Raw genomic sequence first — 12352 nt, 5'->3', positions numbered from 1 at the left:
GGTCTGTAATTCACTATTTTATATAGATGATGGTTATTGTAAAAGCTATTATGAAATTGATGGAGTTGTAAAAAACACAGGGTTTTTCTTTGAAAATGATATTGCAACAAACGTCAACAGTTTTGGCAATGGGCTGAAATCTGAATTTAATATCATCGCCTGTGAGCCATTAACAGTAGTCGTTTTTGATAAGAATAAATTGTTTCAGGCTGCAAAACAGGCGATTGAAATAGAGACTTTAGGGCGTAATTGCATCCGCTTGTTTGCCTCTAAACAGGAAGAATTTGCAAACCTATTTAAGATCTATTCGGCTCAGGAACGCCTGGAATATATAGAAACCAAACATCCTGAAATCCTGCAAAGGGTCTCACTATCTCAATTGGCTTCATTTCTTGGTGTTTCAAGGGAAACCTTAAGCAGAATACGCAAAAGAAGAACTCTTTCGTGATTTTGTGACGATTGTCACAGGTCATTAGCCTTTTCATTTATCAACTTTGTAGTAATAGGCTTTTATAAAAGAAACATCATGGAATTACTTAAGAAAATTGATAAAAACACCAATGTTTTGACTTGGTTTGAAATCCCAGTAGTAGATACTGAAAGAGCAAAGACTTTTTATGAAACCATTTTAGACATTGAAATGGTTAAAAGAGCAGATGGGCACGACGAAGCCGTTTTCTTTCCGTTTGATCCTAATGTTGTTCAGGCAACATCAGGGAGAGTTACAGGAGTATTGTCAAAAACAGAGAGAAACAGCCCATCTGGTAACGGGACGATAGTTTACATTAATGCGAGTCCAAGCATTCAAACTGTTCTTGACAAAGTGGAACAGGCAGGAGGAAAAATTATTGCTCCCAAAACACTAATTCCCGCGGGATATATAGCAATTATTATTGACTCAGAAGGAAACAAAGTCGGACTTCATGCAGAAAAGTAAAGGGTGTAAGTTAGTGAAGTAGGGATGTAAGTTATATCCCTACAATATCCTTTTTCTTTTTCTGGCGCATTGTTTTTGGTATAACTGCCAAAATCTCTTCTCTCAACGCATTAAGCATTCTTTTTTTTATGAAATTTTTATGGGTAACAAGGCTGATCTCACGGACAGGTTCAGGAGATTTAAAATACCTTACCTTGCTTAGCTGCTTGTTGCTTAACTCTTCTAGTGCAAGCTCTGGCAGCAGAGTGGCGCCATTATTCATATCTACCATGCGGATAAGCGTTTCGACACTTCCTGTATTATAGGTAAGCCCTTGCAGACGATTTTGCTTGGTTGATCTGCAGATGTTTAATACCTGCGACCGCATACAATGTCCCTCGTTTAACAACCAGATATTTTCATCCTCCAGGTCATCGGCATCTATGGTTTTCTTTTTATAAAGTTTACTGTTTTTGCTGATGTAAGTAACAAAGTTTTCGTAATACAATGGAGCTTCTTCTACTGCGCCGTCTCCAAGTGGAGTGGCCAATATTCCGCAATCCAGTATTCCTGTTTTTAAATGATGAATGATATCTTCTGTAGTATATTCCCAAATCAGAAGTTTTAGATCGGGATATTTTTCCATCATTGCAGCGATTACTCTTGGTAACAGATAAGGGGCTACTGTGGGTATAATACCTACTTTAAGTTCACCAACAACATCTTGCTGCTGGCTACTAATAATCTCTTTAATTTTGTGGCTTTCCTGAAGAACGAGGCGAGCCTGTTCAATAATCTGCGCACCTATTTCTGTCGGAATTATGGGTTGTTTACTTCGATCAAAGATTTTTACATTTAGCATTTCTTCAAGCTTTTGTACCTGCATACTGAGGGTGGGCTGGGTAACAAAACACTTTTCGGCAGCGCCTACAAAACTTCTGTAAGTATCTACCGCTACAATGTATTCTAGTTGAACTAAGGTCATATAGCTAAAGTTTATTCTCTTTAGCAAAGATATCAATTTTAACTATGCTTAGCTAAAAAATCCTGATAAGCCAGTTTAATTCCTTCTTCAAGTTCTATCTCATGCTTCCATCCGAGTGAATGTAATTTAGAAACATCCATTAATTTGCGTGGGGTTCCGTCTGGTTTGCTACTATCAAAGGTTAGTTCTCCTTTAAATCCAACAATGCGTTTAATTAATAATGCAAGGTCTTTTATCGTCAGGTCTTTTCCTGTTCCAACATTTACAAAACCAGGCTCATTGTATTCTTGCATTAAGAAATAACAGGCATTGGCCAGATCATCAGCAAATAAAAATTCTCGCATTGGAGCTCCGGATCCCCAGATGATAACTTCTGGTGTGCCATTAACTTTGGCTTCGTGAAATTTCCGAATTAAAGCAGGGAGGACATGTGAGTTTTGTGGGTGATAGTTATCGTTATACCCGTACAAATTGGTGGGCATTACCGAAATAAAATCACAGCCATATTGTGACCGGTAAGCGTCGGCCATTTTTATACCTGCAATTTTAGCAATAGCATAAGGTTCGTTGGTTTCTTCTAGTAACCCTGTAAGCAGGTAGTCTTCTTTTAATGGCTGTGGTGCAAGCTTAGGGTAAATGCAACTTGAACCTAAAAACATCAGCTTCTTTACAGCTGTTTTATATGATTGGTGGATAACGTTATTTTGGATACAAAGGTTTTCGTAAAGGAAATCTGCGCGGTAAGTATTGTTGGCAATAATACCGCCTACTTTGGCAGCTGCCAGGAATACGTACTCAGGTTTTTCTGATTCAAAAAAATCGGTTACAGCCTGCTGATTGCGCAAGTCTAATTCTGCTGAAGTTCTGATGATTAAATTTGTGAAACCTTCTTTGATCAGCTTACGATAAATTGCGGAGCCAACCATACCACGGTGACCAGCTACATATATTTTTGCGTTCTTTTCCAATTTGCTTTTAATGATTATTACAAAAGTACAAAATCCTGTTGGCATCGATAGAGGTTAGAATTGGAAATGCAGAAAGCCTTGCTAATGCGAGGTCCTGAAATAAATTCAGGATGACGGAATATATGAAATAACTATTTGTTTAAGTTTGCATAAAAATAATTTTAGTAGTGGGTAAAGATAAGTTAAGAAAATTTGCGGAAATAGATACCTTTCCTAATGTTTATCAGCTTGATGCAGGTAAAGAATTAAAAGGTAAATGGGCGTCTCAGCATTTTAAAAATAGCAATCCTGTTGTTTTAGAACTCGCGTGCGGTAAGGGCGAATACTCTGTTGGATTGGCAAAGATGTTTCCTGAGAAAAATTTTATTGGTGTTGACCTTAAGGGAAACAGGATTTGGCGTGGCGCACGTACTGGCATGGACGAGGGAATATCAAATCTAGCTTTTTTGAGGATTCAGATTGAAGATATTGTGGAGTTCTTTGGCGAACATGAAGTAGACGAAATATGGATAACTTTCCCTGATCCGCAACCACAGGATAGTCGTGAGAAAAAACGCTTAACGTTTCCAGGGTTTTTAGATAAGTACAGAACTTTTTTAAAACCGGGAGGTAAAATAAACTTGAAAACTGACAACGACGGTTTGTATCTTTATACTGTGGAGAAAGTTCAGGAGCTAGGGTTAGTTTGCCATAAAAATACGGATCAATTGTATAAATCAGAGTATGCAGATGCAGTTTTAGCTATTAAAACGCATTACGAAAGGATTTATCTGAAACATGATAAGAATATAAATTACATCCAGTTCTCTTTTGATTAGTTTAGAACTGAATATAAATTGATTAGATGGAACAATCATTTTATGACCAGGTTTTTGAGTTAGTGAGGTTAATACCTAAAGGAAGGGTAACCTCTTATGGAGCCATAGCTAAAAGTCTAGGCGCAGGCGGTTCGGCCCGAATGGTGGGATACGCAATGAGTAATGCACATTTGGCCCATCCGGAAATACCTGCTCACAGGGTGGTTAACAGCAGTGGGTTGCTCACTGGTAAATTCCATTTCTCTGAGCCCGATCTGATGCAGGAAATGCTGGAGAAAGAAGGAGTAGTAGTTAAAAATGATAAAATCCAGAATTTTAGACAGCATTTCTGGGATCCTCTGGTTGAATTGTAGCCTTAAAATAAAAACTTTGATGAACGGGCACGTGGAATTAATTTTAATATAATGGGACAATTAGTAGAAGAGTTTAATGACTATCGTTCTAAAATGAATGACAGGATTATGGAAACCGCAAATACAAACATAAAGCGGTTTTTTGCTTTAGATACAACCACATATGCGGAAGGAGCATTAAATGTAAAAACTAAAGAGATGCTTGGTCTTGTGGCGTCAATGGTTTTGCGTTGTGATGATTGCATAAAATATCACCTGGAAAAATGTTACGATGAAGGAGTAACCAATGAGGAGATCAACGAAGTATTTATGATCGCTAATTTAGTTGGGGGCTCTATTGTAATTCCTCATTACAGAAGGGCAGTTGAATATTGGGATGAACTTAGTCTTTAAATAATGGCAGAAATAGTTAGATGTGGTTGGTGTGGAACTGATCCTTTGTATGTGAAATATCATGATGAAGAATGGGGAAAGCCTGTTTACGACGATAAAACATTATTCGAATTTCTAATTCTTGAAGGTGCCCAGGCCGGATTAAGCTGGATCACTATTCTAAGAAGAAGAGATGGGTATCGACAAGCCTTTGCGGACTTTGATGTAGAAAAAGTTGCCGCATTTGTCGAGGCGGATGTGGAAAGGTTAATGAATGATGCCGGTATTATTAGAAACAGATTGAAAATTAATGCAGCAATAAACAACGCAAAGCTTTTCATAGGCATACAAAAGGAATTTGGTTCATTCGCCGACTATATGTGGGGCTTTTTGCCAAATAAGAAACCCATTCTGAATAGGGTTAAGTCTTTAGGAGATGTGCCTCCAAGAACAGAGATATCAGATTTAATTAGCAAGGACATGAAGAAKAGAGGGTTTAAATTTTTTGGAACCACAATCTGTTATGCCCATATGCAGGCTACGGGTATGGTAAATGACCATGTTGAAGGCTGTATAAGCCGATAATTTAGAGATTATTTTTTCTGCATATCGTTATATGCTGCAACAAAAGCTTTTATGAGTTTGGCATCAAAAGCTTCTGTTGCCTTTATACGTTCAGCAAGATCTTCATCGTTGGTAAGTTTTTGAAGCAGAATACTTTTAATCAGGTCTGTTTTTCCCGATGAATTGCCATCAGCAGGGATTTCCTGCATTGGTCCTGTTCCAAATTTTTCAATAAAATAGGCTGTCGGGAGGTTACGATTAGTTTGCTCAGCATCGTTTCTTCTGCCTCCTCCAAATGAAATACCAACACCGCCACCTACTCCTCCAAAACCACCGGTTCCTGTGCCAATACCAACAGATGGCCTGATTCGTGCTCTTTTTGGCTGCGGTTGTTCAATACTTGTGGCGCCACCAATTGCATATAAATTTACTGCGCCCTGTTCTATAATTTTAAAAAACCGATGCTCCATTTTCTTTTTAATTACAATGGGCTTGCTAACATAGGTTTCCCCATTCCATAAAAACTCTTTAATGTCGCTGGCTTTATACTGAACGAGGGTCTCGTCGTCGTTTTTAAGAATAACTGTCGAAAAATTGGTGCCCTGTATGGTTCCTCTTACAAAATCTCCAGAGGCAATGACTACTGCATCTTGTGCTGATGAGCGTAATGCGATTACCAAAAGCGTCGTTAATAAGGCGAAGGTTTTAATTGCTCTTTTCATAATTACTCAAATAACGGAATTTCTTTTGTGTTTGTTATCTAATCCGATCTCTATTATTAACTTTGAGATATGTTGAAAGTAGTAACTTTCACGATCATTAAACGAATCAGATACCAATGAAAAAACTTTTCCTTCTTGATGGCATGGCGCTTATTTACCGGGCCCATTTTGCACTGAGTAAAAACCCAAGGTTTACTTCTACAGGAGTTAACACTTCGGCAGTTATGGGCTTTACAAATACTTTACTGGAAGTACTTAAAAAGGAAAAACCAACACATATAGCGGTTGTATTTGATACTGAAGCACCTACTGAAAGGCATACCGATTTTGAAGCCTATAAGGCTCACAGAGAAGCAATGCCAGAGGATTTATCGGCCGCACTTCCATATATTTTTAAGCTGATAGAAGGGTTTAATATTCCAGTAATTACAAAGGATGGATTTGAGGCGGATGACATTATTGGAACTTTGGCAAAAGAGGCTGAGAAAGCCGGATTTCAGGTGTATTGTATGACGCCGGATAAAGACTTTGCACAATTGGTATCTGAAAACATCTTTATCTATAAGCCTGCGAGAATGGGTAATGAGATGGAGATTTTAGGTGTAAAAGAAGTACTGGCTAAGTGGGAGATCGAAAATGTTGAACAGGTAATTGATATTCTTGGTTTATGGGGCGATGCGGTTGATAATATTCCCGGAATTCCGGGAATTGGAGAAAAAACTGCGAAATTATTGATTAAACAATATGGTTCTATAGAGAACATTATTGCAAATTCACACGAACTTAAAGGAAAACAGCGTGAAAATGTGGAGACCTACGCCGAACAGGGGATGATCTCTAAGAAATTAGCCACCATTATACTTAATGTTCCCGTTCCATTTGATGAAAAGGCCTTAGAGCTTGAAGAACCTAGCAGAGAATTATTGGAGCCGTTGTTTGCGGAGTTGGAGTTCAGAACAATTGGTAAGCGCGTTTTTGGTGATGGGTTTAATGTAGCCGAAGGTAAAACAGGGGGATCACAACAAATTGATCTTTTTGGTAATGTGGCAGATCAAGTTGAGGTAAAAACTAAAACTACTATAGTTATTTCGGAAGTATTTGAACAAGCCGTTGCCGCTAAAACAATTGAAAATACGGAACATAATTATAAATTAATAGATACTCCGGAATTGCGTAAGGAGCTTGTGGACTTCCTTTTAAAGCAGGAAAGCATCTCATTTGACACAGAAACAACAGGAACGGATGCCAACCTTGCAGATCTGGTGGGAATCTCGTTTAGTATAACGCCAGGGGAAGGATATTATATCCCTGTACCGGCAGAAAGAGCAGAAGCCCAGGTAATTGTTGATGAGTTTAGGCCTGTTCTTGAAAATKAAAATATAGCCAAAATAGGACAGAATATTAAATATGATATGCTTGTATTTAAATGGTATGGTGTATCTGTAAAAGGAAAGCTATTTGATACCATGCTTGCACATTATTTGATTGATCCGGACACACGACATAACATGGATGTGCTGGCCGAGAATTATTTGAGCTATTCGCCCATTTCAATAACTAAGCTTATTGGTGCCAAAGGAAAGGGGCAAGGGAATATGCGGGATGTTCCAGTTGAGCAGGTGGTAGATTATGCGGCTGAAGATGCCGATATAACCTTGCAGCTTGCCAACGTGTTTAAGCCAATGCTTAAACAGCTTAATGCAGAACAGCTTGCCACTGATGTTGAAAATCCTTTGATCTATGTGCTTGCGGATATTGAAAAAGAGGGGGTTAGAATAGATATGGACACCTTGATTAACTATTCTAAAGAGCTTGAGCTAGACATCAGAAGGTTTGAGCAGAATGTTTATGATAAGTGTGGTATTAAGTTTAATCTGGCCTCACCAAAACAACTGGGAGAGGTTCTTTTCGATAAACTACAGTTAGATCCTAAAGCAAAAAAAACAAAGACAGGTCAGTACCAAACCGGTGAGGATGTGTTATTGGCCCTCGCTCATAAAAGTGACATCGTTCAGGATATTTTAGATTTCAGACAGCTGCAAAAATTAAAGTCTACTTATGTTGATGCCTTGCCTTTACTAGTTAACCCAAGGACTGGTCGCGTTCACACTTCATATAATCAGGCTGTTGCCGCAACAGGAAGGTTAAGTTCTAATAACCCGAATCTGCAGAACATTCCAATCCGTACGGAAAGGGGTAGAGAGGTGCGCAAAGCATTTATTGCTAGAGATGCAGATCACGTGCTGCTTTCTGCGGATTATTCTCAGATTGAGCTTCGCATTATCGCTGAGATCAGTAAAGAAGAAAACATGCTGGATGCCTTTAGTAAGGGTATCGATATTCATACCGCAACAGCAGCAAAGGTATATGGCATTTCAATTGAAGAGGTTGATTCTACCCAAAGAAGGAATGCAAAAGCGGTAAACTTTGGGATTATCTATGGCCAATCTGCTTTTGGCTTGTCGCAAAACCTGGGCATTCCACGTAAAGAGGCCGCGGCCATTATTGAGCAGTATTTTGAGCAATATCCGGGGATTAAAAAATACATGTCGGACACGATGAATTTTGCCCGCGAAAATGGATTTGTGGAAACCATTTTAGGCAGAAGAAGATATTTAAGAGACATCAACTCTGCCAACCAGACAGTACGTGGTTTTGCAGAGCGAAATGCCATAAATGCACCTATACAAGGTTCTGCAGCAGATATGATTAAGGTGGCCATGATCAATATTCATAAGGATATTCAGGATCAGAACCTTCAATCAAAAATGACCATGCAGGTGCATGATGAGTTGGTTTTTGATGTGCTTAGATCTGAAGTTGAAGCAATGAAACAGATCATTTCATATAGAATGAAAACAGCGATTAAAACATCCGTTCCAATTGAAGTTGAAATTGGCGAAGGAGATAACTGGTTAGCGGCGCATTAATTAATGCGTATAAAAAAAGCCTCGTTTTGAATTTTCATAACGAGGCTTTTTATTTTAAAGCTCAATGGTTTCGCCAATTGCCGGCAATAATAGAACTTTATTTTCTCTTTTAAATTTAGCTAAGGCTTCTTCTGTATCAATTTCTATTACAGGGAAGGTGTTGTAGTGCACACCAATCACGGTGTTGCAATCAATATATTTTGTAGCGATAATGGCATCATCAACATCCATTGTATAGTTACCTCCAATTGGCAGGATTGCATAACTTAGGTTATAAAGCTCAGCAAGAAGTTTCATTTCCATCGTTAGTGCGGTATCTCCTGCAAAATAAATGGTTTTATTTTCAAGTTCCAGTACATAACCTGCCGGATTTCCGCCGCAGGTACCGTCGGGTAGAGCTGCTGAATGTGTAGCCCACACCATTCTTAGCTTTCCAAAATCAAAGTTTTGGCTTCCAAAGTTCATTCCATGTACATTTTTTATCCCCTGCTTGCCGGCCCAATCAGCAACTTCTGCTATCGCAATAACAAGTGCATTGGTTTGGTTTGCAATTTCCACGAGATCGGCAACGTGATCGCCATGGCCATGACTTACCAGGATATAATCAGCCTCTATACTTTTAATATCTATATGCTTAGCGAGCGGATTATGTGTGATAAAAGGGTCGAAAAGAAACTTTTTGCCATCGGCTTCTAGCAGGAAGCAGGATTGGCCATAATATGTATATTTCATTATTGTCCAAACATTCCGCCTAATCCGCCAAACATATCTTTAGTCGCTGCCTGCATTTCTGTCGCACTAACCTGATCTGCTTGTGTTAAGGCTTTATTAATAGCTGTCAATAGTAATTCTTCAAGTTCTTCTCTGTCGGCCTGCTTATGGAATTCTTCGCTGATCTCAACTGCTGTGATCGCTTTGTTTGCCGTTGCAGTAACGCGTATTGCACCACCTTCAACTTCTCCAAAAACAGAGATCGTATCTAGTCTTTTTTTTATTTCGTCAGCCTTCTGCTGGGCTGCCATTAATTTATCAAACATAAGTTGTTGTTTTTATTATAAAACGAAATTAAAGGAATTTGGTTTAAAGTAAAGCCAATAAAATGAAAAACATGGGTTATTTATTCATTAATGCCGCATTGAAGTCGACAAAGAGCTTAAATAAATCCTGATATTCTGTTAATGGAAGGGTTTTAGACCGGTCGTAAATATCATGATACGCACTGATGCCTCCGGTAGTGTAAATAAAAAAGGCAGGAACATCTTTCTCAGTGAAAAAGTAGTGATCGCTATTTGCCGCCTTGCCCCTTGAATTGATCTTTTTCAGGTATTTGTTTTTATCGTTGAGTTGATTTAATAATGAAAATTCCTTTTGGTGGATTGTTGCATTTACAACGGTAATGCCTGTTTCTCCTGTTCCTACCATATCAACATTAATTAGAAACCTGATTTTTTGGAGCGCAAGCAATGGGTACTCTGTAAAGTATTTGGATCCAAGTAATCCCGCCTCTTCTCCGGCAAAACAAATAAACGCCATTGTGTAAGGTTGTGGATTGGCGGCGTAGTATTTTGCCAGAGATAGTAAAAAAGAAATGCCACTGGCATTGTCGTTGGCCCCGGGGAAATAGGTTTTGTTACCCATACCACCTAAATGATCGTAATGAGCCGTTATAACCAATACGGAATCGGGTTTTGTAGTTCCTTTTACTACTCCACAGATATTGGCCGTATTAAATTCGGGGATAAACGAGTTTTCAACGTTGATTTGAAAGTTAAGAGGAAGGCCTTTGATGGCGTTTTTTTTTATTTCTATGCCGGTGAAGTCGCCTTGCTCAGGAGCAACAGACCAGGTGAGTTTATCCTTAAGTATGGCAATTACGCGCTCGCTTGAATCGGCAAACGTAATGCTGTCTTTTTGTTCAAACTTTCCTTTGGCTATTTTTCCGATACTTTGGGGCATTACAATAAAATCTTTACCAGGACTAAGTTTCTTGCCATTAATGGTAACCTGCATTTTTCCAGGAAAGGTGTTTACAGGAAAAGAGAATGCTTGTTTAAAATCCGTTCCGTTCATCGGGCTAAGCCCGTAAGCTTTAAATGCTGAGCAAATCAAATCTGCAGCCTTTGCCATTCCATTATTGGTATACCCTCTGCCCCAAAGTTCTTTTGAGCTGAGCTCCTTTACCATTTCGTGGGCATAGTGAATGTCCTGCGAAAGCGCAGGTCCTGCGATAAAAAGAAATAATATTAAGAAATGCGTTTTCATAATAACCCCAAAGGAAAATTCAATATATGGTTAAACTTACATAAAGTTTAAATTTTGCGAATCTAAAACACATATCAAACAAGATTGTTATAGTTTGATTAATTGAAATTTATGGATGTTCGCTCAAATGAGCCGTTTTGGCTGGTAAAAAATGGAATAATGCACTCCTACCCCTCTTTAAGGGCAGATGCGAACTGTGAAGTGCTGATTGTTGGCGGAGGGATTACCGGGGCTTTAATGGCGCATGCCTGCATAGCTAAAGGTTATAAGACGATATTGATTGATAAAAGAGAAATTGCTAATGGCAGTACTTCGGCAACTACCTCCATGCTTCAATATGAAATTGATGTACCACTATATAAATTAAAAGAATTGATAGGAGAGCACGGTGCCATTGCGAGCTACCTTGCTTGCAGAGATTCTATTTATAAACTGGAGAATCTGGTAAAAGAGATTGATTCATCATGTGGATTTGAAAAAAAGGAATCCCTTTATTTTGCAGGGAAAAGTAAGGATGTTAAATGGCTAAAGCAGGAGTATGAAGCCCGCAAAATGGCTGGTATTGAGGTGAACTGGCTAGACAAAAAAGAAATAAAGGCTACATATGGCATTGTGGCCGAAGGAGCAATTCTTTCTGCAGATGGGGGTAGTGTGGATGCTTTTTGTTTGACCCACGATTTGCTGCGCTATAATTCAGAAAGAGGGTTAAAGGTGTTTGATAAAACTGAATTGAAAAAAGTAAAATACGAAAAGGATGCCGTAAAGGTTCAATTAAATACTGGAGCTGAAATAGCTGCAAAACATATTATTTATTGCACAGGATATGAAACTCAAAATATGCTTTCTGATAAGGTGGTGCAATTGAAAAGTACCTATGCAATGGTTAGTGAAAGACAGGATTTACATCCTGAGATTTACGAAAGAACCTTGTTTTGGAATACAGATTCTCCATATTTATATATGCGGACAACGGCTGATGGAAGATTTCTTGTTGGYGGTGAAGATGAAAATTTTAAAAATGCAATTCGAAGAGATCTGCTTTTGAGCAGAAAAAAAGAAAGATTGGAAAAAACGTTAAAAAAATATTTACCCAATAGTTCATTCGTTGAGGACTTTTGCTGGGCTGGTACTTTTGGTGAAACAAAAGATGGTTTACCATACATAGGAATGCACCCTAAATACCCTAAAAGCCACTTTTTGCTCGGTTTTGGGGGTAATGGAATTACTTTTTCGGTAATGGGAATGGATATGATTATTGAGATAATGGAGGGAAGGCCAAATATTCTGTCTCATTTCTTCAGATTTGGACGTTAAATTAAGTGCAGATTTTCATTATAAAAATGTAAAAAAATTAAAAACGTATTGCACAACTCGATATTTATTTAAACCTTTGCGCCTCAACTCATTCAAAGAATTTTTATACACAGAAAATGATTAAGCACGCGACCCATAAACTTTCTAT

At 38.4% G+C, this 12352-nt stretch carries 14 protein-coding genes; 8 read left to right on the top strand and 6 right to left on the bottom strand.

Annotated elements, in window-relative coordinates; genetic code table 11:
- A partial coding sequence (locus AC1DG9_RS15200; RefSeq protein WP_477634829.1) for a Crp/Fnr family transcriptional regulator occupies positions 1–448 on the top strand: 448 nt, incomplete at its 5' end.
- Positions 449–526: 78 nt separating this feature from the next.
- A complete protein-coding gene (locus tag AC1DG9_RS15195; protein ID WP_172662270.1) occupies positions 527–937 on the top strand; it encodes a VOC family protein in 411 nt (136 codons plus the stop codon).
- Positions 938–968: 31 nt separating this feature from the next.
- On the opposite strand, the gene AC1DG9_RS15190 is transcribed toward AC1DG9_RS15195, so the two are convergent.
- Both AC1DG9_RS15190 and fcl read right to left on the bottom strand, forming a co-directional pair.
- Positions 969–1901, bottom strand: a complete 933-nt coding sequence (locus tag AC1DG9_RS15190) for a hydrogen peroxide-inducible genes activator (RefSeq protein WP_172662269.1) — start codon at positions 1899–1901, stop codon at positions 969–971.
- A gap of 38 nt (positions 1902–1939) precedes the next feature.
- Positions 1940–2869, bottom strand: a complete 930-nt coding sequence (gene fcl, locus AC1DG9_RS15185) for a GDP-L-fucose synthase (protein WP_288883836.1) — start codon at positions 2867–2869, stop codon at positions 1940–1942.
- Positions 2870–3036: 167 nt separating this feature from the next.
- Between fcl and trmB the strand changes: the two genes are divergently transcribed.
- From trmB to AC1DG9_RS15165, 4 genes are read left to right on the top strand one after another with little or no spacing between them, the layout of a single operon-like run.
- Positions 3037–3687 (top strand): tRNA (guanosine(46)-N7)-methyltransferase TrmB, encoded by a 651-nt coding sequence (gene trmB / locus AC1DG9_RS15180; protein ID WP_172662267.1) that lies wholly within the window; start codon positions 3037–3039, stop codon positions 3685–3687.
- Positions 3688–3713: 26 nt separating this feature from the next.
- Complete coding sequence (locus AC1DG9_RS15175) at positions 3714–4040, top strand: MGMT family protein (protein WP_172662266.1); 327 nt, start codon at positions 3714–3716, stop codon at positions 4038–4040.
- Between the two features lie 51 nt (positions 4041–4091).
- A complete protein-coding gene (locus tag AC1DG9_RS15170) occupies positions 4092–4433 on the top strand; it encodes a carboxymuconolactone decarboxylase family protein (protein WP_172662265.1) in 342 nt (113 codons plus the stop codon).
- 3 nt (positions 4434–4436) lie between these two features.
- Entirely contained in the window at positions 4437–4997 is a 561-nt protein-coding gene (locus AC1DG9_RS15165) for a DNA-3-methyladenine glycosylase I (RefSeq protein ID WP_477634828.1), read from the top strand.
- An 8-nt stretch (positions 4998–5005) separates the two neighbouring features.
- Here the strand turns inward: AC1DG9_RS15165 and AC1DG9_RS15160 are convergent, their stop codons facing one another.
- Positions 5006–5698, bottom strand: a complete 693-nt coding sequence (locus AC1DG9_RS15160; protein WP_172662263.1) for a hypothetical protein — start codon at positions 5696–5698, stop codon at positions 5006–5008.
- A gap of 116 nt (positions 5699–5814) precedes the next feature.
- Between AC1DG9_RS15160 and polA the strand changes: the two genes are divergently transcribed.
- On the top strand, positions 5815–8628 hold the full coding sequence (gene polA, locus AC1DG9_RS15155) for a DNA polymerase I (protein WP_477634827.1): 2814 nt from the start codon (positions 5815–5817) through the stop codon (positions 8626–8628).
- Positions 8629–8682: 54 nt separating this feature from the next.
- Here the strand turns inward: polA and AC1DG9_RS15150 are convergent, their stop codons facing one another.
- The 3 genes from AC1DG9_RS15150 to AC1DG9_RS15140 all read right to left on the bottom strand — a co-directional run bounded on the left by AC1DG9_RS15150 (position 8683) and on the right by AC1DG9_RS15140 (position 10890).
- Positions 8683–9360: a metal-dependent hydrolase gene (locus AC1DG9_RS15150; RefSeq protein ID WP_172662261.1), complete on the bottom strand. Its 678-nt coding sequence runs from the start codon at positions 9358–9360 to the stop codon at positions 8683–8685.
- Complete coding sequence (locus AC1DG9_RS15145; protein ID WP_048908217.1) at positions 9360–9665, bottom strand: YbaB/EbfC family nucleoid-associated protein; 306 nt, start codon at positions 9663–9665, stop codon at positions 9360–9362. The genes AC1DG9_RS15150 and AC1DG9_RS15145 overlap by 1 nt, the downstream gene beginning before the upstream one ends.
- Positions 9666–9741: 76 nt before the next feature.
- Complete coding sequence (locus AC1DG9_RS15140; protein ID WP_172662260.1) at positions 9742–10890, bottom strand: M28 family metallopeptidase; 1149 nt, start codon at positions 10888–10890, stop codon at positions 9742–9744.
- Between the two features lie 111 nt (positions 10891–11001).
- On the opposite strand from AC1DG9_RS15140, the gene AC1DG9_RS15135 reads away from it, so the two are divergent.
- Positions 11002–12204 (top strand): NAD(P)/FAD-dependent oxidoreductase, encoded by a 1203-nt coding sequence (locus AC1DG9_RS15135; protein ID WP_172662259.1) that lies wholly within the window; start codon positions 11002–11004, stop codon positions 12202–12204.
- Positions 12205–12352 lie beyond the last annotated feature (148 nt).

Source organism: Pedobacter sp. 05L430 (genome assembly GCF_056397585.1).
Note: the sequence above shows the minus strand (reverse complement) of the source record. Positions and strands in the feature narration are given on the sequence as shown.

Excerpts from the sequence above, each read along its gene's own strand:
- AC1DG9_RS15195 (WP_172662270.1), top strand. The coding sequence starts at position 527 with ATGGAATTACTTAAGAAAATTGATAAAAACACCAATGTTTTGACTTGG.
- AC1DG9_RS15190 (WP_172662269.1), bottom strand. The coding sequence starts at position 1,901 with ATGACCTTAGTTCAACTAGAATACATTGTAGCGGTAGATACTTACAGA.
- AC1DG9_RS15175 (WP_172662266.1), top strand. The coding sequence starts at position 3,714 with ATGGAACAATCATTTTATGACCAGGTTTTTGAGTTAGTGAGGTTAATA.
- AC1DG9_RS15170 (WP_172662265.1), top strand. The coding sequence starts at position 4,092 with ATGGGACAATTAGTAGAAGAGTTTAATGACTATCGTTCTAAAATGAAT.
- AC1DG9_RS15160 (WP_172662263.1), bottom strand. The coding sequence starts at position 5,698 with ATGAAAAGAGCAATTAAAACCTTCGCCTTATTAACGACGCTTTTGGTA.
- AC1DG9_RS15150 (WP_172662261.1), bottom strand. The coding sequence starts at position 9,360 with ATGAAATATACATATTATGGCCAATCCTGCTTCCTGCTAGAAGCCGAT.
- AC1DG9_RS15145 (WP_048908217.1), bottom strand. The coding sequence starts at position 9,665 with ATGTTTGATAAATTAATGGCAGCCCAGCAGAAGGCTGACGAAATAAAA.
- AC1DG9_RS15140 (WP_172662260.1), bottom strand. The coding sequence starts at position 10,890 with ATGAAAACGCATTTCTTAATATTATTTCTTTTTATCGCAGGACCTGCG.